17 protein-coding genes are annotated in these 23,573 nt (G+C 54.9%); 11 read left to right on the top strand and 6 right to left on the bottom strand.

The window, feature by feature from the left end; all coding sequences use genetic code 11:
• Positions 1–23 precede the first annotated feature (23 nt).
• From GTPT_RS11170 to GTPT_RS11155, 4 genes are all read left to right on the top strand, one after another.
• Positions 24–1,271: an MFS transporter gene (locus GTPT_RS11170; protein WP_025901992.1), complete on the top strand. Its 1,248-nt coding sequence runs from the start codon at positions 24–26 to the stop codon at positions 1,269–1,271.
• Positions 1,272–1,342: 71 nt separating this feature from the next.
• A complete protein-coding gene (locus GTPT_RS11165; RefSeq protein WP_029990306.1) occupies positions 1,343–1,969 on the top strand; it encodes a flavin reductase family protein in 627 nt (208 codons plus the stop codon).
• Positions 1,970–2,100: 131 nt separating this feature from the next.
• Positions 2,101–3,465 (top strand): NTP/NDP exchange transporter, encoded by a 1,365-nt coding sequence (locus GTPT_RS11160; RefSeq protein WP_025901996.1) that lies wholly within the window; start codon positions 2,101–2,103, stop codon positions 3,463–3,465.
• A 2-nt stretch (positions 3,466–3,467) separates the two neighbouring features.
• Positions 3,468–4,304, top strand: a complete 837-nt coding sequence (locus GTPT_RS11155; protein WP_029990304.1) for an aldo/keto reductase — start codon at positions 3,468–3,470, stop codon at positions 4,302–4,304.
• Positions 4,305–4,345: 41 nt separating this feature from the next.
• On the opposite strand, the gene mqo is transcribed toward GTPT_RS11155, so the two are convergent.
• A complete protein-coding gene (gene mqo / locus GTPT_RS11150; protein ID WP_029990303.1) occupies positions 4,346–5,986 on the bottom strand; it encodes a malate dehydrogenase (quinone) in 1,641 nt (546 codons plus the stop codon).
• A gap of 335 nt (positions 5,987–6,321) precedes the next feature.
• Here mqo and GTPT_RS11145 point away from each other — a divergent pair, with 335 nt between their 5' ends.
• Positions 6,322–7,239, top strand: a complete 918-nt coding sequence (locus GTPT_RS11145; protein WP_025901999.1) for a bestrophin family protein — start codon at positions 6,322–6,324, stop codon at positions 7,237–7,239.
• A 118-nt stretch (positions 7,240–7,357) separates the two neighbouring features.
• Here GTPT_RS11145 and GTPT_RS11140 read toward each other — a convergent pair whose 3' ends face one another.
• Positions 7,358–8,572 (bottom strand): MFS transporter, encoded by a 1,215-nt coding sequence (locus GTPT_RS11140; RefSeq protein WP_038011421.1) that lies wholly within the window; start codon positions 8,570–8,572, stop codon positions 7,358–7,360.
• Positions 8,573–9,187: 615 nt separating this feature from the next.
• On the opposite strand from GTPT_RS11140, the gene GTPT_RS11130 reads away from it, so the two are divergent.
• The gene (locus GTPT_RS11130; protein WP_038011383.1) at positions 9,188–10,540 is read left to right on the top strand and encodes a carbohydrate porin; all 1,353 of its coding nucleotides are present in this window, start codon (positions 9,188–9,190) and stop codon (positions 10,538–10,540) included.
• Between the two features lie 204 nt (positions 10,541–10,744).
• Here the strand turns inward: GTPT_RS11130 and fhuB are convergent, their stop codons facing one another.
• The 4 genes from fhuB to fhuF form a co-directional block, all read right to left on the bottom strand.
• Complete coding sequence (gene fhuB / locus GTPT_RS11125; protein ID WP_029990299.1) at positions 10,745–12,709, bottom strand: Fe(3+)-hydroxamate ABC transporter permease FhuB; 1,965 nt, start codon at positions 12,707–12,709, stop codon at positions 10,745–10,747.
• Positions 12,702–13,628, bottom strand: coding sequence for a Fe(3+)-hydroxamate ABC transporter substrate-binding protein FhuD (gene fhuD / locus GTPT_RS11120; protein WP_025902004.1), 927 nt, complete (start codon positions 13,626–13,628; stop codon positions 12,702–12,704). The genes fhuB and fhuD overlap by 8 nt, the downstream gene beginning before the upstream one ends.
• Positions 13,618–14,355 (bottom strand): ATP-binding cassette domain-containing protein, encoded by a 738-nt coding sequence (locus GTPT_RS11115; RefSeq protein WP_081671453.1) that lies wholly within the window; start codon positions 14,353–14,355, stop codon positions 13,618–13,620. The genes fhuD and GTPT_RS11115 overlap by 11 nt, the downstream gene beginning before the upstream one ends.
• Positions 14,356–14,433: 78 nt before the next feature.
• Positions 14,434–15,105: a siderophore-iron reductase FhuF gene (fhuF, locus tag GTPT_RS11110; RefSeq protein ID WP_029990296.1), complete on the bottom strand. Its 672-nt coding sequence runs from the start codon at positions 15,103–15,105 to the stop codon at positions 14,434–14,436.
• Positions 15,106–15,270: 165 nt separating this feature from the next.
• Here fhuF and GTPT_RS11105 point away from each other — a divergent pair, with 165 nt between their 5' ends.
• The 5 genes from GTPT_RS11105 (at position 15,271) to GTPT_RS11080 (ending at position 23,560) form a co-directional block, all read left to right on the top strand.
• Positions 15,271–17,463: a TonB-dependent receptor gene (locus tag GTPT_RS11105; RefSeq protein ID WP_029990295.1), complete on the top strand. Its 2,193-nt coding sequence runs from the start codon at positions 15,271–15,273 to the stop codon at positions 17,461–17,463.
• Positions 17,464–17,529: 66 nt separating this feature from the next.
• The gene (locus tag GTPT_RS11100; RefSeq protein ID WP_025902008.1) at positions 17,530–19,164 is read left to right on the top strand and encodes a multidrug ABC transporter permease/ATP-binding protein; all 1,635 of its coding nucleotides are present in this window, start codon (positions 17,530–17,532) and stop codon (positions 19,162–19,164) included.
• Between the two features lie 177 nt (positions 19,165–19,341).
• Complete coding sequence (locus GTPT_RS11095) at positions 19,342–20,598, top strand: MFS transporter (RefSeq protein WP_025902009.1); 1,257 nt, start codon at positions 19,342–19,344, stop codon at positions 20,596–20,598.
• A gap of 794 nt (positions 20,599–21,392) precedes the next feature.
• Positions 21,393–22,865: an aldehyde dehydrogenase family protein gene (locus GTPT_RS11085; RefSeq protein ID WP_025901691.1), complete on the top strand. Its 1,473-nt coding sequence runs from the start codon at positions 21,393–21,395 to the stop codon at positions 22,863–22,865.
• A gap of 26 nt (positions 22,866–22,891) precedes the next feature.
• Positions 22,892–23,560 carry a haloacid dehalogenase type II gene (locus tag GTPT_RS11080; protein WP_025901690.1) on the top strand — a complete coding sequence of 223 codons (669 nt, stop codon included), beginning with the start codon at positions 22,892–22,894 and terminating at the stop codon, positions 23,558–23,560.
• Positions 23,561–23,573 lie beyond the last annotated feature (13 nt).

Raw genomic sequence — 23,573 nt, 5'->3', positions numbered from 1 at the left:
ACTTATTTTTCCGGAGCTTACTTATGGACTCTTCTTCCGGGGAGCCTTCATCGCGCATTTTCCATCACACAGGTTTTCGTGCCTATGTGACGGCACAAACCTGTTCCTCCCTGAGTTTTCAGATAATCTCACTCGCCGTCAGCTGGCAGCTTTATTCGATGACGCACAGTGCATTTATGCTGGGAATGATAGGGCTGATGCAATTTGTCCCCTCAGTGCTGCTGGCATTGCCTGCCGGACATCTTGCGGATCAGTACAACCGCAAATCGCTAATCCTCGGGGGGCAGAGTGTCGAACTTCTGGCTGCCCTCGGGCTGATCCTGATGTCGTTTCTGATGCCCGGCAGTGCCGTGTTATTGCTGTCGCTGGTCTTTATCTTTTCACTGGCCCGGGCATTTGAAGGTCCGTCGATGACATCGCTGTTACCGGCACTGTTACCCGCCGGGTTGCTGTCAAAAGGGATGGCAACCAATCAGGTCTTTCGCGAGGCGATGGTGATTGCCGGGCCGATGGCAGGGGGACTGTTGTATGTGGTCTCACCGGCACTGGCCTACGGAACGGCCGCGGTCTGTTATCTGATATCGTTACTGGTGATGATGCGGCTGAAATACCAGCGTGAACCGGTAAAACCGTTACCCATGACCCTCCGTAACCTGTTCGCCGGGCTGGATTTTATTGTTAAACGCAAAGATGTTCTCGGGGTCATTTCGCTGGATTTATTCGCGGTACTGCTGGGCGGTGTCACCGCATTACTGCCCATTTTTGCCCATGACGTTCTGCACACAGGCGCATGGGGGTTAGGAGCGCTGCGTGCAGCACCTTCTGTCGGGGCACTGATCACCGGGATCTGGATCAGCCGTAACAGCTTCCACCGCCATACCGGTCTGATTATGTTTGGTTGTGTCGCCGGATTCGGGGTAGCGACTGTCATCTTCGCGTTATCCCATAATGTGGTCCTGTCGCTGCTGGCATTGGTGGCGCTGGGCGGTTTTGATATGGTCAGCATGGTGATCCGCGGGGCGATGGTTCAACTGGATACCCCGGACGAGATGCGTGGACGGGTCAATGCGGTGAACTCAATCTTTATCAATACCTCTAATCAGCTGGGAGAGTTTGAAACCGGCGTACTGGCCAGTGCTATCGGGGCCGTGCCGGCGTCGGTGATTGGCGGAGTGGGGACACTGGTGGTGGTTGGACTGTGGATGGTAATGTTCCCGCAGTTACGCCGTCGTCAGCAACTGTCACAAAGTGAAATCACAGAGAATGCCTGAATCCGGGTCGGGTCACGGAAAGCTCTGGCGCTCCGTTGCCCCGACTGTTCAGGGTTAATCAGGGGAAGCCTATGACAAACGAACATTATTCCTACCAGCCCCGGGAGGGGCACGGTCTGCCACATGATCCATTAAATGCGATTATTGGTCCGCGTCCTATTGGCTGGATAAGTTCCCATGACGGGCAGGGGAACCATAACCTTGCACCGTACAGTTTTTTTAACTGTTTCAATTACACGCCACCGGTGATTGGCTTTGCCAGCAGCGGCTGGAAAGACAGCGTGGCCAATATCAGTCGTACCGGGGAATTTGTCTGGAATCTGGTCACTCGGCCATTGGCCGAAGCGATGAATGCCAGTTCGGCCGCGCTACCGCCGGACGGTGATGAATTTACCTATGCCGGGCTGAAAATGCTGCCCGCGGTCGAGGTTGCGGCCTGCCGTGTCGCGGAGAGCCCGGTTCATTTCGAATGCCGTCTGACGCAATGTCTCCGGCTCCAGGATGCAGATGGCCGTGAACTGGACAGCTGGCTGGTGCTTGGTGAAGTGGTGCGGGTACATATCGATCCGCGTTTACTGACAGACGGAGTCTATCAGACCAGTCAGGCACAGCCGGTGTTGCGTGCCGGCGGACCTTCTGCCTATTACGGGATCAGCGACGAACAGCGGTTTGACCTGTTCCGGCCGCAACTCCCGTGAGCCAGTTTCCCGGCCGGGAATTGGAATTTCCGCCGGTTTGACGCTATACCTGTAGACTCAGGCGCGCATTGAGTCATGGAGAATGCTTTCTGCATGGCTGAGTGCATCATTCACTGTGATCAGGAGAATGCATGCAACATCAACCGCAAGGGTCGGCAGGTGCCATCCATCCGCTAATTCGTAAACTGATGCATACCGCAGGCGTGCGCAGAGAAGAAGTCTCCCTGCTGCTCTGGAGTATGCTGTACATTTTCTGTGTGTTATCGGCGTATTATGTTATCCGCCCGATACGGGATACGCTCGGTATTGACGGGGGCGTGAATAATCTGCAATGGCTGTTCGCGGCGACCCTGATTGTGATGATCCTGCTGACACTGCCGTTCTCTGCGTTATCTTCCCGTCTGCCGCGACGGCGTTTTATTCCCTGGGTCTACCGTTTCTTTATCATTCACCTGCTTATTTTTGCCGCGCTGATGTTTTTTCTGCCCCGCGGCGATCATCGCTGGCTGGGGCGAGTGTTTTTTGTCTGGGTCTCTGTCTTTAATCTCTATGTCGTGTCGGTTTTCTGGTCGCTGGTGGCAGATATTTTCAGCCGTGAGCGCGCCAGCCGGTTATTTTCGCTGATGGCGGCGGGGGCAACGCTGGGGGCAGTAATAGGTTCGCTGCTGACGACTGTGCTGGTACGCTGGCTGAATATGAGCGGACTCTTTTTGCTCTCAGCCGTGTTACTTGAAGTCGCTGTTTTCTGTGTCCGTCAGTTGAATACACAGGTGCGGAAAAATCCGCTGTCTGACACAGAAGATCACGATACTGTACCGGCTCAGGCGGATGACGGCCCGGTGAAGGGCGGCATTTTTGACGGGATATTGGCCATTGCCCGCTCCGGGTATCTGCTGAATATCTGTCTGTATATGTTGCTGTTTTCGGTGACCTCCACCTTCGTCTATTTCCGGCAGGCGGACCTGGTGCATCAGATTTTCAAAAGTGATGAGAGCCGTACCACCTTTTTTGCGGCCAGTGACCTGTCTGTCAATATTCTTACATTGCTCAGCCAGTTACTGATCACCGGACGCCTGCTCAGTCGCTACGGTACCCGGCGTGTCCTGGCTATCCTGCCGTTAGTCACCCTGGCCGGATTTCTGATGTTAAGTGTATGGCCGACACTGGCGGGCCTGTTTATTTTTGCGGTGCTCCGTCGGGCAGGAAACTTTGCCTTTGCGCGCCCGGCGCGCGAAGTGTTGTTTACCGTGCTTTCACGGGAGCAAAAATATAAAGCGAAAAATGTCACTGATACCGTCGTTTACCGGGCCGGTGATCAGGCGGGCGCCTGGAGCTGGACGGCAATGAATGCGGTCGGTCTGAGCGGCAGCCTGATCGCCTGGCTGGCAATCCCGCTCTCTTTGCTGTGGTTGATCAACAGCCTGTGGCTGGGTAAAAAACAGAAGTTACTGGAAAATAAAAAACAACCGGAACGCCTTCCGGTGTCCGGAGGATAGTTATGCATACAGTGGATCTTTGCGGTCAGCAGCTTCCTGCCATCGGTATGGGGAGCTGGCGTCTGGGGCAGGGGCGGCATGCCCGTCAGCAGGAAGCCGACGCACTGCGTTTCGGGCTATCTCAGGGGATCAGGGTTATCGATACCGCCGAAATGTACGGCGAGGGTGAGTCGGAAACCCTGATAGGCGAAGCCCTCAGGGGGATCCGCGAGCAGGCATGGCTGGTCTCTAAAGTTTATCCGTGGAATGCCTCCCGAGGTGCAATGCAGAAGGCCTGCGAGGATTCCCTGCGCCGCCTGCAGACAGAGTATCTTGATTTATACCTGTTGCACTGGTCATCGGAACATCCGCTGGATGAGATTATCGAAGGGTTCGGGTGGCTTAAAGCGCAGGGAAAAATCGGGGCCTGGGGGGTATCCAACTTCGATACCCGTGCTATGCAGCAGCTCTGGCAGACGCCGGGCGGGGATCAGTGTGCGGTGAATCAGATTTTTTATAACCCGGCGGCCCGTGGGGTCGAATATTCCTTACTGCCGTGGTGTGAAGAACACGGGGTCACCCTGATGGGGTATTCGCCGCTCGGCGGGCATGGCAGTGAATTACTGGACGACCCGGTCGTGCGGGCGCTGGCGGATCATTATCAGACGGGGAGCGCAGATATTTTGCTGCGTTGGGCTATCCGGCAGGGAAATATGCTGGTGATCCCTGAGTCCGGCAGTGTTGAACATACCGCCATCAATGCTGCAGCCTTAACGGGGGAGTTAACCGACAATGATCTTCAGTTACTGGAAAGGCGCTTCCCTGCGCCACAGCGGGAAACCCCGCTGGAAATCCGTTAATTACGGCTACTGCGCCGCTGACCAGCGGTCCAGTGATCCCGTTACAGTGCCATATCGTGTTGCGGACTGGCCGTGTGTTCCGCCGGGGTCGCTGCCTGCGCGGTGGCCGGTGCACTGATCACCGGGGGTTTGGTCAGTTGTAACGTCTGAGCCGTTTCATCCCACACCTGCTGAGTCAGCGCCACATCACCGTTCAGCTTACGGCCATAGCTTGGCACAATTGTGCGGATTTTCTGCTGCCATTCCGGGGTTTTAACCTGCTCGCTGAACAGTTTTTCGATCACATTTAAGGTGATCGGCGCTGCTGTCGAGGCACCCGGGGAGGCACCCAGCAGTGCCGCCAGCGTTTTCTGCTGGTCGGTCACAATCTCAGTGCCCAGCTTCAGCACGCCGCCTTTGCTGGCGTCTTTCTTGACTATCTGTACCCTCTGTCCGGCCTGCCACAGATGCCAGTCTGATGGTTTCGCGTCCGGGTAGTATTCCTTCAGCGCGGCAAAACGGTCTTCATCAGACAGCATCACCTGGCCTATCAGATATTTCACCAGATCAAAGTTATCAATACCCACATGGGCCATCGGCATGAAATTATGAGTAGTGGTGGCATTCAGCAAATCAAACAGCGAACCGTTCTTCAGATATTTAGTCGAGAAAGTCGCAAAGGGGCCGAACAGTACCACTTTTTTACCGTCCAGATTACGGGCATCCAGATGCGGTACGGACATCGGTGGCGCACCGACCGAGGCCTGGCCATAGACTTTCACCGGATGGTGTTCGGTAATGGCCGGGTTTTCTGTCACCAGGAAAGAGCCGCCGACCGGAAATCCGCCATAGTTTTCCGCCTCCGGAATGTTGGTCTCCTGCAGTAACTTCAGTGAGGCACCCCCGGCACCGATAAAGACATAGCGGGCATCAATATCATGGGTCGTATTGGTTTTACGGTCGTTGACGGTTACATGCCAGGAGTTATCCGCGTTGCGTGAGAATCCTGTCACTTCGGTAGAGAGTTCCAGGCTGAAGTTTGGCTGTTGTTTCAGGCTGTCAACCAGCTGACGGGTGATTTCACCGTAGTTGACATCGGTCCCCAGCGGGGTCCAGGTGGCGGCCACTTTTTGTGCAGGGTCACGGCCATCAATGATCAGCGGTGCCCACTGACGGATCTGATTCTGGTCAGTGGAGTATTTCATCCCCTGGAACAGGGTACTGGTCTGCAGGGCTTCATAGCGTTTGTGCAGGTAATCGACGTTTGCCTCACCCCAGACAAAGCTCATATGCGGGGTAGAGTTAATAAAGGAGTGCGGGTTATTCAGTACTCCTTGTCTGACCAGGGAAGACCAGTACTGTCTGGAAATCATAAACGATTCATTGATCTCCAGTGCCTTACTGATATCGATGCTACCGTCGGCACGTTGCGGCGTATAGTTCAGCTCCATATTCGCAGAATGGCCGGTACCGGCATTATTCCAGCCGTTCGACGATTCTTCGGCCACACCGTCCAGCCGTTCCACCATGATCTGCTGCCAATCCGGTTGCAGTTCATGCAGCCAGGTCCCCAGCGAAGCACTCATGATGCCGCCACCGATCAGCAGGACATCGGTTTTTTCGGTAGCCGCGGCCACACTTTGGCTGAAAGTTGTCACGGATAACAGGGTAAGACTGAAAGCAATTTTCTTTGAATACATCATAATACGCCTGGTCATTGGGAAAACTGGCCGAAGTGTAACGCTAAATGTGACTAAATGTGAATAGAATTGTGTAATTATATAGAATTAAAAGTGTTTGTTAAATGTGAATGAACTGACAAGTCATTGATTATAAGTGGTAATTTTACGCGATGAAAAATGGTGAGGCAGGCAAATATTTAACATATGTAATACCGGACTGCCTGAATGTAACAGCAGGTGATTAAATACTACGATATTGCGGAGGCGGAGATAGGGGGCGACTGACAGCAATTTCTGAGGTCAGACTTGAGAATTATTGTATAATCGGCAGACCGCCAACGACAGCCGACAGACGCATGATTATCCGAAAACCTCAGCACTGGTTTATCCGCTTATTTGACTGGCATGGATCAGTTCTATCAAAAATATCCTTTCGCCTGAGCCTGAATGTATTGATGTCCCTGCTGGCCTTACTGAGCCTGCCCTGGTACGAGAGTATGAACGTTCGGCTGACCACAGCGCCGTTCAGTCTGCTGGGCATTGCCATTGCGATTTTCCTGGGCTTTCGCAACAATGCGAGTTATGCGCGCTTTCTGGAAGCTCGTTTACTCTGGGGAACACTGCTGATTAATAGCCGTATTTTGCTACGTCAGCTTCATTCCGTGTTACCGGCCAACGCGCCGGAATTGATAAGATTCTCTGAATTATTGTCGGCCTATGCGTATGCGCTGAAACATCAGCTCAGGGGCAGTGACGCCCGTGCGGATTTGCAGCGCCTGCTGCCGGAAGCGGTTTTTCAGCAGGTGATCAACAGTCCTTTCCGCGCCAACCGCGTGTTGTTATGTCTGGGGGAGTCGCTCGGGCAGATGCGCCGTGAGGGAAAACTGTCGGATATTCTGTTTACTGAACTGGATAAGCCGTTGCGTAAACTCGAGACCATTCTCGGGGGATGTGAGCGGCTGGATAATACGCCCATCCCCTTTGCCTATACGCTGATCCTGCACCGCACTGTCTATCTTTTCTGTACCCTGTTACCGTTCTCGCTGGTGACAGAACTGCATTATATGACCATTCTGGTGTCAGCCTTTATCTCCTATACCTTTCTTTCGCTGGAGTCGCTGGCAGAAGAACTGGAACGGCCTTTCGGCACGGCATCTAATCAGTTACCGCTGGATGCCATTTGTCTGACCATTGAACGGCATATGCTGGAAATGAACGACCTGTCACCTTTACCTCCGGCTTTACTCCCGGATCGGCATTTCAAACTGACCTGATCTGCGTTCCGCAGGGGCACTGCTGGCCCGGAGACCCGGCCAGCCGGCTAATCTTTTCTTTCGCGTCGCGTACTGCCGTGCCGGCTGACGGTCACTCGTCCGGCCAGCCGCACGACGCTTATTCGGCTTCTTTCAATGTCCCGGCCCGGCCAGCGCGCCGGAAGGTCAGGCTCAGGTAAATCAGGTTCAGCAGGATCACTACAGCCGAAGCCAGAAAGACCCAGCGCATCCCCAGAGCCGCGGACGTTACGGCACCCAGCAGCGGGCCGGTGACATTTCCCAGGTTCATAAAAGACTGATTGTAACCAAAGACCCGCCCGGACACGTTGGCTGAAGAGTGGCGCAATAGCAGTGACTGGATAGCAGGGAACATGGCTCCGTCAGCAAAACCCAATAAAAAACGCAGCAGAGAAAACTGCGTCACACTGCTGACCAGAGACATTAGCGTCAGCAGCAGGATAAACATGATGAAGGCGACAGAAATAATCCGGTGCGGTCCCAGCGTATCGCTCATCCGGCCCCAGACGGGGGCGGAGATCAGGGCCGACATTCCCGGCAGCGCCGCGATAAACCCGCTGATAAAAGCAATATTATGGCTGTCCGGGGAGAGGTGCTGCACATAGAGAAACAGGATAGGGTTGACCGAACCGTTACATAACTGAACCGATAACGTGCAAAACAGCAGGCTCAGTATCACGCTGGCGGAAGGAACGGTCTGCCAGACAGAAGGGGGCTTACTGACCGTATTCTTCTGCCGTGCGGGCTGAGGTTCTTCTTTGATCAGAAAAAACGTAACCAGCGTGGCAATCACCAGCAAACCGGTGGTGACCTGGAACACAGGACGCAGGCCAATGGTATCTGCCAGGTAACCACCGAGCAACGGCCCGCCGAGAAACCCGCTGATCTGTGCGGTAGAAAGAATGCTTAGCGCCCAGCCACTTCTGCCTTTCGGTGCCTGTGAGGCCACCAGTGCCATCGCATTAGGAATATAGCCGGAGGCCAGCCCCATAATGCCGCGCCATAAAAAAAGCTGCCAGACATGGGTCACCAGGCCCTGAAAGAAAATGGCGATAGCCATGCCGATAGCGGCACGGATCAGCATTAACTTGCGGCCCTTACTGTCGGCCAGTCGTCCCCACATCGGCGACACTATCGCTGAGACCAGGAACGTAATACTGAAGGTCAGGCCCGACCACAGGGTGAGATCAGCCGTGCTGTAGTGGCCGAGTTGTGAAATATAGAGCGGCAAAAAAGGCAGAATCTGGCTAGTACCTAAACCTGTAATAAAACATCCCAGCCAGAGGGAAAACAGGTTCTTCTTCCAGGAGATCATAAGCAGAGGGCGATTATCTAAGCAGTCGGAGGGAAAAGTATACGCCAGCTGACGGCACAATGGCAGTCAGAACCGGGAATAAGCCGTTGAAATGACAGGTGCAGGACCGTGATCCGCATTTTTGATCCGCCGGAGGAGCTGTCCGGACTGACGGGGCATGTCGCCGGGGGACGGGTCTCTGTTATCAGGCAACGTAATATCAGTGACGTTTTTTTCTGTAACATCACTGGCCCTGACCGACGGGGAAGGGACATTATTTTTCAACAGTTGCCCGCAACAGAAATATTCCCATCTGGCGGTAATCTCATTATGACAAGGGTCACAATACTGAGTGAACAGAGCAAAATCCTCTTTCACTGAACAATGCGGATGATACAGTGTGCGGGTGTGATCAGTAGCCGGAATTCAGCGGCTTATGCGGCATCGCGCTGCCTGGAAACAGTATCAGCCACCTTTATGAGGTGCCTCAATGCGCAGAAAAATCTGCTGTCTTTCGCACAATGATTTTCCTGCCTCATTATCTCGTCAGCTGGCTTTATTACAGGATATTGTTAATTCGGGCTTTAGTGTTATATCACCGTCAATGGATAACGGATAATCTTTCAGGATGAGAATATGGATAATTCAGGGAAATACGGCCCTTTTAAACCTTCAGTCATCATTACGGCATTATTTTTATCTTCATCAGCGCTGGCAACCGTCCCGGATTACAGTGTTCTGGGGTTTGAAGCGCCCCGGGAAGGCTTGCTTGGCGATTCGGGAGGCCTGCGTTCGGGACTGCAAGCCCGCGGCTTTACTTATTCTCTCGGCTACCTCAGCCAGACGGCGCTCAATATGGCGGGCGGCTATAACAGCCACAGTAAAGCGGAATATATTGATCAGTTCTCCCTGACCTTTAATCAGAATTTGGAAGCCCTGACCGGTATTCCGGATGCAGCGATTGAAGGGAATATCGTCAACCGCAACCATAACAATAATCTGACTAGCTCGCGTCTGCAAAATCCCTCGATTCCCTTTAACGACCTGGCTCAGGAAAGCTGGGGCGGGCAGTCGATTACCCGTCTGGGCTGGCTGACGTTTTCGCGCAGTTTCCTGGACCACCGGCTCTCCTGGCGGGTGGGACTGATCAATAAGGTTCAGACCTTTGACCAGTCTATCCCTTGTGATTTTCAGGTATTAAGTCAGTGCGGCGGGAAATCCGCCAATGCCATGCTGTGGAATAACTGGAATGTTCATAGCTGGGGCACCACACTGGCCTATAAACTGACACCGGAGTGGACCCTGAAAGCCGGGGTGATGGAACAGAACCCGCGTGTGGCGGATCGCAGCCATGCCTGGAGCTGGTCAACCCGGGGCAGCCGCGGGGCATTGTTCCCGGTCGAGGCGGAACTGAAAACGCAGGTCAACGGACTGCCCGGCGTCTACAACGTGGGGGCACTGCTGACCAATGCCCGCCAGCAGCACCTTTCCCGGGGTGTGTCGCAACCGGATGGCAGCCGGGATCCTCAGGGCTACCGTACCTACGGAACTACCGGGTTTATCTGGGCGTCAGGTAACCAGCAGATCACCCGTCACCCGGACGATGCCAGCCGGGGGATGAGTATTTCATGGAGTGGCAGCCTTTCGGATCAGCGTACTAACCGTGTGCGGTTGACCAGTTCACTGTCGATGCGTTATCGCGGATTACTGGATGCGCGGCCCGAAGACTGGCTGGGACTGGGCGTCAGTTATATTAAAATGAGTGGTTACGCGAACGAGCAGTTGCAGTTTGCCAGCCAGGGGCAGTTTCCGGGAGGGAACGGGTATCCGGCTATCAGTCATTCGGTCAACGCCGAGCTGTATTATCGCATTCGCGCGACGTCCTGGCTGGAACTGCAGCCGGATATTCAGTATTGGCATAATCCGGGCGGTGCCGGCAGTACGCCGGATGCCTGGGTCGCCGGGCTGAAAACGGTGGTTTCTTTCTGAGTCCGTTTCTCCCGGCCAGGCCGGCCGGGGGAGTTTTCCATCTTTAGCCGCTTCCTGTCCGGACAGAACATCACTCTCAGTCTCTTCCGGTCAGGGTTCGGTTCCTGTCATTACCGGGCAGACCTCTCCCGGTGTATTCACGTCAGCTTTCCTGTGTCCCGGCAACGTCGTCACTGCCCGGCATCCTTCAGAACCGGTCGGGCTTCAGCCGTTGCGCTTTTTGCCGCATAACAACCCGATAAACAGCGGAGTGCCGAGTAACACCGCCATGATCCCGGCCGGGATCTGGAAAGGAAAAATCACCAGCCGGCCCAGGGTATCGGCCACCATCATCAGTACCGCGCCGGTCACCGCCGCGACCGGCAGCGCCACGGTCATCGAACGGAGACCTGCCTGGCTTACCACCCGGGGCGCCAGTAAGCCGATAAAACTCATCGGGCCAAGCAACAGCGTGGCGCAGGCACTGAGTACCGCACAAAAGATCAGCAATACCGCGGTGACCGGCCGCAGGGCAATTCCCAGCGAGGAAGCGACCTCACGTCCCAGCGGCAGGAGGGTCAGCCACCGTGAAAAGAGCAATGCTACCGGCAGAGCGACCAGAAAGAGTGCTAATCCGATCAGGGCCATCTGCGGGGTTGCCCCCAGGGAGGAACCTGACAGCCAGCTGATGATCTGGCTGGTATTTGGCGCACCGCTCGCCAGCAGAATGCTGATGACGGCTGCCGACAGTGCACTCAGTGCGGTACCGGCCAGCAGGATCCGCGGGGAAGATGTGCGTCTGCCAAAAGCAAAGCAGATAATTATCCCCAGGCTCAGCAGTGCGCCGGCCAGCGCCGCCGGGAACATGGCTATTCCGCCCGATACCGGGAAGAACAGCAGCATCAGTACCACTCCGCAGGCCGCACCACTGTTAACCCCCAGCACTTCCGGACTGGCCAGCGGGTTAGCGGTCAGGCGCTGCAGGATAACGCCGGCAATGGCTAACAAACCGCCACAACTGCCGGCGACCATGGCCCGGGGCCAGCGGAAAGCCAGCGGGTCATGGACGCTGAAGCTGATCCCGCTGGCATTTCTTTGAATGGCGAAGCAGATCAGAGCCACAATGATCATCAGCAGTACCAGTAGCGCACACTTTTTACCGTTCATCGACAGCGTCCGGCTGACCGGTGTCCGCAGGTCCGGCGCAGTCACAAAACGCGCCCGGGCGATGATCCATAGCATCAACGGGATCCCGCCGATAGCCGTGATATTGCCGGCAGTCAACGGGTATCCCGCCGATCCTGCCAGTATCGACAGTTGGTCGCAGATAAGCAAAATCAGCGCGCCGAACAGCATTACCCGCAGCATATGACTGATAAACCGTTGATGCGGATAAAGGCGACAAATCTGCGGGGCAAACAGGCCAATAAAACCGATAATTCCGGCCTGACTGACCGTCCAGCCGCATAACACTGTCACCAGCGCTAACCCGACCAGACGTATCTTCTGACTGCGGCCTCCCAGACTGTCGACGATGGCATCGGACAGACGCAGCAGGTTCAGCGCACGGGAAAACAGCAGTGTCAGCAGCGTGGTCAGGATCAGTACCGGTGCCAGACGGCGCGCCACCGACCAGTCGTTCTGCGCCAGATCACCGCTGCTCCAGATAAACAGGTCCTGCAATTGTTCATGACGGAATAAGGTCAGCCCGTTTTGCAGAGCAGAGCAGAACAGGCCGATCAGTAATCCGGTCAGTAGCAGGGTCAGGGTGGATAACTGATGCTGACGGCTGAGTGCGAAAATAATCAGCATACATACCATGGCCCCGGCCAGCGAAAATCCCTGACCGGCCAGCACGCCGCCACCCAGCAATGTTGCCAGGGTCAGCCCCAGTTGAGCACCGGAGGCTATTCCCAGCGTGGCCGGCTCCGCCAGCGGATTTTTCAGCAGTAACTGGCATAGCCAGCCGGCAAGGCCCAGCGCGCCTCCGGCCAGCAGAGCAACGGCGATACGCGGCAGAAAGCTGTACTGAAACAGCAGGTGTTGTTGCAGAAGAAGATTGGCCGCGGCCGGGGGAGTGAGCTGTGCAATTCCGGGCGGATGAACGTAATGCAGGGTATTGGTGAGCAATAAGCCCGCGGCGCTCAGGCACAGCAGTAAAATAAGGAGGATCCCGACAGGTTTACGCATGCCACTCTCCGGCACTGCGGGCCAGTGCCCCGGCAAATCGCAGGGCAGAACAGAGCCCCCCATACAGCCACACCGGGTCCAGCAAATAACGCCGATGCTGCTGATTAAACGGCATCTGCTGCCAGAGAGGCGAACCGGCAAGCGCGGTGGTGACAGACGTATCATGGTGTGAAAACTGTAAAGCAATATCCGCCTGACAGGTCAGTAACTGTTCGGTCCCGACAATCACGCTGCCCCACAGGCTGGTGGCCCCTTGCCAGGCACACTCCAGTCCGGTGGCGGCAAGCACTTCCCCGAACAGGCTGTCATGCGTCAGCACCAGAACCTGACGCGGAGAGAGCAGTGTGAACATCAGGATCTTTTTACCCGCCATCGGTGCTAACTGACGCCGGTATCCGGCCATCTGCTGCCGGAAACCGGTGAGAAACTGTTGTGCCTGAGCCTCGCGGTGAAGGCGCAGGGCCAGTTGCAGGATATTATCGCGGGCAGTGTTGAGCAGGGTTTCACCCGGCTCACGGAAGGAGTATTCCCATACCGGAGCAATCTGCTGCAGACGGGAGACAGGCAACGCGGAGTGATCCGGCAGGATCAGTAAATCCGGGGAGAGGCTGGCCAGCAGTTCCAGGTTTGGCTCGGTGCGTAACCCCAGTTCAGTCACCTGTGGCGGCAGAACCGGTGCCGCGACCCAGTCATGGTAACCGCGGATATCGCTGACAGCGACAGGGGTGATCCCGAGCGCATACAGGGTTTCGACAGCCGACCATTCCAGGGCCGCCACCCGAGGCACTGACGCCGGAGGGGCTGCTGCGATAGCGCCGGCGGGCAGGGAGGCTGCGGCCACTATCAGTGCCGAGCGGCAAAGCATCTGACGACGGGTCAGCATCGGCGTGTCGCCGTCTGGCAGGTAATTATCTGACATAACTGATGAGATCCCCGTTCTCCGGCTGGCGAATGATACCCATGGCAACGCCATAGATTTGCTCCAGTTGCTGTTCTGTCATCAGTTCGCTGACACCGCCCTGGAATATTTTTTCGCCCTGGCGCAGCGCAATAAATTCATCACAAAACCGCGCCGCCATATTGATATCGTGCAGCACCATGATCACGGTTAACTGACGCTGCCGTGAGAGATCACGGATGACTGACAGCACCTCTTTCTGATGGGCAATATCCAGTGCAGACGTGGGTTCATCCAGCAGCAGGCAATGGCTGCCCTGAACCACACACATGGCAATCCAGGCCCGTTGCCGTTCACCGCCGGATAACTGTTCGACCGGATGGCGGGCCTGCCGGGTCAGCGACACGCTTTCGATGGCATTGGCGATGATGTCTTTGTCTTCATCGGTCACCCTGCCGAGTGCTCCGTGCCATGCATAGCGCCCCAGTGCCACCAGTTCAGTAACGGTCATTCCTTCTGCCACGGGCAGGTGCTGAGGAAGGTAGGCCACCTGACGGGCAAATTCGCGGGCCCCCCACTGGTGAAGGGGTTTACCCCGCCAGCTAATCTCCCCGTCAAACTCAGGGTTCTGCCGGCTGAGCAGTTTTATCAGGGTCGATTTACCTGAGCCATTATGACCGATTAACCCGGTCACTCGCTGAGGCGTAAATTCGAGGGTCAGGGGGCTAAGTAACTGCCGGTGACCCATGGATACCTGTGCCTGATGAAGGCGAAAGGTCGCTTCCGGCGGTGCCGGGGGGGTACTTTTCACGGGATCTCTCCGGGATTAATGTTTACCGCATTTTTCCAGCGGGCAGGAGGCACATTTCTGATGATCGTCCAGCCGGAAGATCAGACAACAATGGCGGCGTTCGGTTTTGTCTTCACCGTCAGGCGTTTTCAGTGTGCGCAAGGGGGCTTTCAGACGATTAATACTGCCGTCGGTGAAATGGCTGGCAGAAAAAAGGTCGCGGAATATCCGGACATCGGCTGCTTTGCTGTCGGCCTGCTGCATACCCTGCCATAACCGCACCGCGGCATTGCTCCAGAACACCGTAAGATTATTGCCCGCCAGGGACGAGAGGGTCTGACACACCGGGGTAATAAACTGACAGATTAACTGCTCTGTCTGCTGATGTTGCTGAGCGGGCGTCAGCCCGCGCAGTGGTTCACCCCGCTGATGCCAGCGTTCCGGGCAGCCCGCGGCATTCAGCGTCAGCTGACCGTTAAATTCCCACAGCGGACAGGCACGCTGTTCACTGCATAACTGATCGGCCCAGTTGATCAGTGCATCTGCAAAAAACCATTGTGACCACAGTGACAGCCAGGCGACTTTGCGGGCCGGGGAACAGGCCGTCCAGCCGCCGGGGAGCAGGGCCTCAAACTGGTGCGGGTGACAGACAATACTGGCCGGAACTTCAGTCAGTGTTGCGCTCGCAGAGGTGTGGGGTAAAGGCATGACGTTATTCCATCACTGGCGGTAAATATCCAGGAATAATAATGCAAATGATAAAGAGTTGCATTACTATCCTGCGCTTACAGCACCTTTCAGGAACTTTGTCGTGGAGGAAAGCCTCCGTGCGGCGAAATATTTTAGAAACTACTCTGCTCGCAGGTTGAAACTATGTACAAAACTCGCCTTTTATTCCGCCCGGACGTCCTCCGTCAGGCTGTACTGATCGCTCTGTTACCGGTCAGTGTCCCGGTGCTGGCCGCGGAGACTGACACGCAAGTCCGGCCTGAGACACTGACAGTGACCGCCAGCCCGCCGGGCGCTGATACCAATAACGGTCAGGACCCGGTACCGGCGTTTCTCGACGGCGGCATCGCCAACGGTGCGAGGCTGGGGGTATTGGGAGAGCAGAAATCGCTGGATGTGCCTTTCAGCGTGATCAGCTATACCTCAACTTTGCTGGACGCTCAGCAGGCCCGTACGCTGCAGGATGTGGTGAAAAATGACGCTTCTGTTCAGAGTGTGCGCGGCTACGGAAACTTTTCTCAAGGTTTTCGCATCCGTGGTTTTGATCTGTACGGCGATGATATTGGCCTGAATGGTTTATATGGCATTTTGCCCCGCCAGATCCTGCCGCTGGAGGATGTGGACAGGGTAGAGCTGATCAAAGGGTCCAGCGCCTTCCTGAACGGTGTCCCGGCCGCCGGGACCGGCGTCGGGGGGAACGTTAACATTGAATCGAAGCACGCCACGGCTTCTCCTGTCCGTCGTCTGAATGTGGACTATAACTCACGCAGTCAACCCGGGATCAGTGCAGATATCGGCCAGCGGTTCGGCGACAATAACCAGTTCGGCGTAAGGACGAACGTGGTCCACCGGGAAGGCGAAACTGAAATTCGTCATGAAAAAGACCGGACCACAGCGGCGTTTCTGGGCCTGGATTACCGCGGCGAAAAGTTCGACAGCTCCCTGGACCTGGGGTATGTGAAATCCACTATCCATAACGGCCGTGCCGGGATCAAACTGGACGAGGGAATGACAGCGTTGCCTGAGGTACCAGACCCGCGAACCAACTATGGCCAGAGCTGGAATTATGCCGACCTGACCACCCGTTATGCCATGCTGAAGAATGACTATCACCTGACGCCGGACTGGGTGCTTTACAGTGCCATTGGCGGCAGCCACACCAATGAATGGTCAGCCAGTGCTTCTCCGGTGGTCTACAACATGGCCGGTGATTCAGACATGAACCTGCTGAATACCCATTACACCGCAGACACTGTGAGCGGAATGGCCGGTGTGCGCGGTAAGTTCCGGACCGGCGACATCAGCCACCAGGTCAATCTCGGCTATTCCGGGATCTATAACCGGGCAGGCAGTGCTTATCAGATGTCCGGGGCATTTACCGGACCGAATATTTACCAGCCGACCGCCGTGGAACCGACCGGAATTCTCTATACCGGCGGCAATATGTCCGCGCCTTCGGTCCGCAGCCGGACGGCAAATAACGGCATTTCGTTCTCCGATACCGTCGGCGTGCTGGATGACCGGTTACTTTTTACTGCCGGAGCCAGGTATCAGAAATTACGTATCCGCAATTATGAATACAGCGGTGCAGAAGACACGAACGGGGCATTTGATGCACATCGCTGGTCCCCGGTCTATGGCGCAGTCTGGAAAGCCCGTGACTGGCTATCGGTGTATGCCAACCATATCGAGGGCCTTCAGGCCGCGAATGCAGCACCTTTCAATGCCTCCAATGCCGGGAAGATCACCGGTATCGGGCGTACCCGGCAGAATGAGATCGGACTGAAAGTCCAGCGTGACCGGTTCGGTGGCAACCTGGCGCTGTTCGATATGCGTAAGATGGCTGGCGTATTGGGCAGTGATAATATTTACCGTCTGTCCGGTGAGCAGCGTAACCAGGGGGTAGAACTGAATGTCTTTGGTGAACCGGTACTGGGCTGGCGGGTGAATGCCGGGACCACCTGGCTGAAGCCGGTCATGAATAACATGTACGGGTCGGCAAACGGTAAGGATGCGGTAGGTGTTCCCCGTAACCAGTGGCGGCTGTACACGGAATATGACGTGCCGGGCATGCAGGGCGTGACGGTTAACGGCACACTGATGCACTCCGGTCATCAGTATGCGGACAGCAATAATAGCCTGCGTATGCCGGCCTGGACGCGGCTGGATCTCGGCGTCCAGTATGCGATGCCGTGGCAGCAAACACGCCTGACCTGGCGTGCCGGGGTAGAAAACGTAACGAATGCGAAGTACTGGGAAACCATAGGTCAGGACAGTGGCTATCTGACCCAGGGTGATCCTCGTACCGTGAAGTTGTCAGTGAGTGTGGATTTCTGATCACTGCATTGATTGTCCTTTCTCTTCCCGTCCGCCTGTGCTGGCGGGAATTTTCTGCAGAAAACTATGTTGTTACTTAAATCAGTTCTGAAGCACCACCTGCCGGCGATAGCCGGAATTATCCTGCTAAACCTGCTCAGTGCCTGTCTGGGCATTTTTACGATTTCTTATATCAACCAGACGCTGGCGCAGGAAAGTTCACTGCAAATCGGGCTTGCGAAACTGGCGTGCTTGCTGATCACCTTATTGCTGGTGACGCTGGCGGCTCAGTGGACACTGACCGCGCTGGGACACCACTTTATCTGGAAGAAGCGCAGCCGGATGATCCTGCAACTGCTGGGCATGTCGCCGGACCAGCTGGAGCAACAGGGCAACGGGGAACTGCTATCGATGCTGGGGCCGGATATCCGTAATATTACACTGGCGTTCGTTCGTCTGCCGGAGCTGATTCAGGGGATCGTCCTGGGGATCGTGGCTATCGGGTATCTCGGCTATCTTTCTCTGCCGGTACTGGCCATTGTCGTCGTCTGGATGGGGCTGACCTTTTACTCAGGTTACCGGATGGTGGCACGGGTTTACCTGCACCTGCGGGAAGTCCGTCATTATGAAACTGATTTGCAGGATGTCTTCCAGGTTATCATCCACGGTAATAAAGAGCTGGCGCTTGATCCGGCCCGTGCCCGGCATTTCTATGAGAATGACTACCAGCAAGCGGCGCTAGGCTACCGGCAGCATATTATCCGCGCCGACAGTTTTCACCTCTCGGCCATTAACTGGTCCAATATTATGATGCTGGGGCTGACAGGCCTGATTTTCCTGGCTTCACAGGCCATGAGCTGGATTTCCGGCACGGTGGCAACCTCGTTTTCCCTGACGGTGTTGTTCCTGCGCTCCCCGTTGCTGCAGGCTATCGGGGCCTGGCCGACATTACTGAGTGGTGAACTGGCATTTAAAAAAATAACCGGGATGCTGGCCCCGGATCAGGAAGCACTGCCGGAAACGGACGTGTCGCTGCCTGCCGATTGGCAGACCCTGCGCTGGGAAAACCTGAGCTGGCATTACCCGCAATCCGGTTTCAGTGTCGGACCGGTCTCTGCCCGGCTTAATCGTGGTGAAATCGTATTTATCATCGGAGCTAACGGTTCCGGCAAATCGACCCTCAGTCAGATGCTGACCGGCTTGTATGCCAGCGCCGGGGCCGGCGTCTGGCTGGATGATCAGCCACTGAATACCGCAGAGCTGAAGTCGTTGTTCTCGGTGGTATTTACCCGGCCTTATCTGTTTAAAACCGTGTTTGTGACGCCGGAAAGCGGGGATGAAGCGCTGGCTGAACTGTGGCTGGAGAAACTTGGCCTGCAGGGAAAGGTCAGTATTGAGAATAATCAACTGTCCACGCTGGACCTGTCGCAGGGGCAGCAGAAACGGGTGGCGCTGTTGCTGGCCCTGGCTGCCCGCCGCGATATTCTGTTTCTGGATGAATGGGCCGCCGAGCAGGATCCGCAGTTCAGACGCTATTTTTATCGCGAATTATTGCCCTGGTTCCGGGCGCAGGGTAAGACCCTGATGATCATCAGTCACGATGATGATTATTTCGACGTTGCCGACAGAGTCCTTGAAATGCACCAGGGCCAGTTACGTGAACTGACTGCGGAACAGCGGGACAATGCCTCGCGGGACGTGATTTCTCAACTGGGGCGTTGAAGGCAGACTGCCTGAGGGCGACCTCATCCTGGCCGGAGGGGAGAAAGTTTCTCCGGCATTGATCTAACGATAAATTCATCAGAGAGATAACGATAAAAAATACACGGAATATAGATTACACTGCTCAGATAAGGCATTTTACGTTCTGTATTTTGCCGGATCCAGAGAGAGTTCTCATTGCTTAAAAAATTTGTAAATTCATTCTCTATATATCGGGGGTTACCGACCGATATTTATTACATCGCGGTAGCAAGATTCGTACTGGGCCTGGGTAATTTTATAATCCCTTTTCTCTTCCTGTTGCTTACCCTGAAGCTGGGCTATTCAGCGACCTCCGCCGGGGGATTAGCCATGGGAGTGACGTTATTCTATTTATTGGGCAACTTTTCAGGGGGGAAACTTTCTGACAGCCTTGGCCATAAAAAAATAATGGTCTTTGGCGAACTCGCCGGTTCGGGAGTGCTTATACTGAGTGGCTTTTTCCATGACTGGCATTTAATGCTGCCTGTCTTACTTTTTATCAGTTATTTTTTCTTCGGAATTGCGCTTCCTGCGAGTAATGCCCTGGTGGCTGATTTATCGACCCCGGAAAACAGAAATGCGGTGATATCTTTCAGCTATCTTTCTTATAATTTAGGATCGGGTGTCGGGCCTGTGCTGGCGGGGTATCTGTTCAGGGATCATACCGCCTGGATTTTTATTGGTAACGGTTTAGCCGGTTTAATCGGCATTTTGATCGTTATATTGGGTGTGCGTCATCACTATGAGCGTCGTCTGACACCTCCCGCAGAACCTGGTGACGCTGAGGAAGCGAAGCAAGGCACGGTATGGCGGGTCTTCAAAGAGAGGCCATGGCTGCTGGTTTTCGGGGTTCTATGCACTTTTCTCTGGTTTAGCGTAAACCAGATGACGATAGTCACCCCGCTTTTCCTGGCTCATCGTTATGGTGAGAACGGTCCCTTGTTATTTGGTCAGCTGATGACCTTTGCAAGTCTGCTGGTGGTTATCATCACTCCGATATTAATAAGGGTCACCGGTCAAACATGCGAGATAAAAAGCCTTGCGTTAGCCGGTTTTTTATTTGCAGCAGGCTACTTATTCGTCATGTTATTTAGCCCGATCGCGATGCAGTTTGTGGCATGGTTTTTCCTCTCCGCAGGAGAAGTGCTGCTTTTGACAAAAGAAGGGGTGTATTTAGCCAATCAATCACCGGTGAGCCATCGCGGGCGTATAAACAGCATAATGACGACGTTGAGGAGTTTAGGGTTAATGCCTGCCTGTATTCTGATGGGGGCTTGTATTCAATCCTTCGGATACATTACGACCTGGTGGGTGATCATTATCATTTCTCTTATAACGGCTGTTGCTTTACTTCTGTTGTCACATCATCAAAAGCAATTTAAATATCCGACGGCGCCGGGAAAAGTTAATTAACCGGACATCAGTGACTTTATCAGTTTCAGGAACACAGCCCGCAACTTTATTCGTCGTGGTGAAAGTATTGATAAAGATTTGATCGTCAATGCAATCTCTCCGGTACGTCTGACCTTCGGTGAATTCCCCGGTTACCGGACAATCACACCTGCCCTCAGACGGCCCCTGAGAATTACTCTTGTTTCATACTTTCTCTTAATCGATCGTCCTTCCTTTATTGCAAAATTAACCGGATAAAAAAACTCTCTGTCCGGGAGTGCTGTGTGCGCAGAGCACTGAAACAATAATCCGCAAAATAAACCCCGCGGTGACTATTGCAGGGCGGCGGCGGTATTCAATAAATATGTACAGCGATAGTAAAGTCTTATCAGTAAATATTCTTATTATCTGTTTTCTGCGGGAGGAACAATCCGGGCAGGGGGAAATTCGGTGCCCGATAGGAATGGTTTATTACTCCGGAGAGGAAAAGGAAAATACAGATGATTTTCTTATTTATAAATCCCCGGGATCAACGTATTTCTCTGCCGGCAAGCCACACCGCACTCTGCCGGTGCAGTGCTGCACAATGGATAAGCGGAAGAAGATTTTTATAAACCTATATAAATCATTAGGTTATAAATAACCAAAAATTTACCGTTAACTGACTTCGGGATTCGGCATTAAATTTTTTTTTGCCCTTCATGAAACGCATTAAATTTTTTAAATATCTGGCACGCCTTCTGCATTAATCACAGGGAAGACAGCGGCGTAATGAATTCTCACTTTCATCTCCTGTTTAAAATAAAGGTAAATATATGCTGAGTTTTGATCCGGATAAAATTGATATCCCTGAAGGGAATTTTATTGGCGGCGAATACCTCAAAATGAAAGAGGGCAGTCTCGCGGTCAATCGTCCTTCAGATGGCAAAACTTATGCCTCACTGTCAGAAGCCGGAATTAATGACGTCGATGATGCGGTGAATATTGCGGAAAACGCCCGTCAGGAAAGTGGCTGGTCTGCCTGTTCTCCGCGTGAACGCGGGGCGGTGATGCGCCGCTGGGCCGATCTGATTGAGCAGGACAGCGACTATTTAGGGCGGCTCGAAGCGGCAGGCTCCACCCGACCGGTGACGGAGGTGATGCAGCATGAAATTCCGTTTACGGCGGCGGCTATCCGTTTCTACGGTGAATGTGCCGACAAATACAGTGGCGACCTGCTGCCGACCGCCAGCCACAGCCTTGGCATGGTGATCCCTGAGCCTTACGGGGTGGTCGGGGCGATCACCCCCTGGAACTTTCCGCTATCAATGGCCTCCTGGAAATGCGGGCCGGCCCTGGCGGCGGGCAACGCCGTGGTACTGAAACCGTCTGAACTGACCCCTTTTTCGACCGCACGCATGGCAGAACTGGCGGTCAGGGCAGGGTTACCGGCCGGGGTGCTGAATATCGTCCAGGGCCGCGGTCAGCTCACCGGCAGTGCACTGGTGAAGCATCCGCTGGTCAGGAAAGTCTCCTTCACCGGGTCAACCGCCACAGGCGCCGGAATAATGAGTGATGCGGCGGTCCATGGTATGAAACCCGTTACCCTCGAACTCGGCGGTAAAAGTCCGCAACTGGTGTTCGATGATGCCGGTGACCCGCAAGCCATCGCCTTACGTATCTTCCGCGGCTTTACCGCCAACGGCGGCCAGGCCTGCGTTGCCGGGACCCGGCTGGTCATTCAGCGCGGCATCGCCCCGGCGGTGACGGAACATCTTATCAGGCTGTGCAGTCAGGTGACGCCGGGCAATACCTGGCTTGAAAGCAGCCGCTACTCCCCGCTAATCGATCACCGTCAGGGTGAAAAAGTCGCCGGGATTGTGGCGCTTGCCCGTGAGCAGGGGGCCGAAGTGTTGACCGGGGGTGAACGTTTTGCAGGTACCGGCGAAGGCTGGTTTTACCGGCCGACGTTGCTCAGCGGGGTCAGTCGCGAGAATTGTGCGGTGCGCGAAGAAATCTTCGGCCCGGTGCTCACTCTCCAGTTATTTGACGATGAAGAAGAGGGGCTTGCGCTGTGCCGGCATGAGACCTATGGCCTCTGTGCCGGAGTACATACCTCAACGCTGGCGGTCGCGCTGCGCGCCATAAAGTCACTGGATGCCGGCACCGTGTGGGTCAATCGCTACGGCCGGAGCGGAGACTTTATTATTCCGACCGGCGGTTTTATGGGGTCAGGGATAGGTAAGGACCTGGGTAAGCAGGCTTTCCAGGCCTGTCAGCGGCAAAAAAGCGTTTTAATCGATTTCTAACTCACTACCTCAAGCAGGAGAATATCATGGGCGTTTTCAAACCTAAATTTATCACGTTTGATTGTTATGGCACGCTGATTAATTTCGATATGGCGGGGGCCGCCTCGCGGCGTTTCGCCGACCGTGTACCCGCGGATGTGATGCCTGCCTTTATCCGCGATTTCTCCTCCTACCGGTTGGATGAAGTTCTCGGGGCATGGAAGCCCTACTACGACGTGGTCAGCCAGGCCCTGCAGCGTGCCTGCAGGAAGTGGGGAGTCGACTGGCAACCGGCAGATACCGATTACATCTACAGCGACTGTGCTACCTGGGGGCCGCATCCGGATGTGCCGGAAGGGCTGGCTGTACTGGCGAAAGAATTTCCGTTAGTCCTGCTGACCAACTCCATGAAAGACCTGATCCCGCACCATATTCCGCGGCTGGGCGCACCTATCCATATGGCGATCACCGCGGAAGAGACCGGTGCCTATAAGCCGCATATGCAGGGCTTTGAATACATGCTGAATAAACTGGGCTGTGGTCCGGAAGAGATCCTGCATGTCTCCTCCAGCTTACGTTACGACCTGATGACGGCGGATGACCTGGGGATCACCCACAAAGTCTTTGTAAACCGCGGACATGAGCCAGGTAACCCGGGCTACCGTTACACAGAAATCAATGGCATCAACGAACTGCCTGCGGTTGTTGGCATGTAACCCGGGAGCAGAC

This window comes from Tatumella ptyseos ATCC 33301 (assembly GCF_000735525.1).
In the GTDB taxonomy this organism is placed as follows: domain Bacteria; phylum Pseudomonadota; class Gammaproteobacteria; order Enterobacterales; family Enterobacteriaceae; genus Tatumella; species Tatumella ptyseos.
Note: the sequence above shows the minus strand (reverse complement) of the source record. Positions and strands in the feature narration are given on the sequence as shown.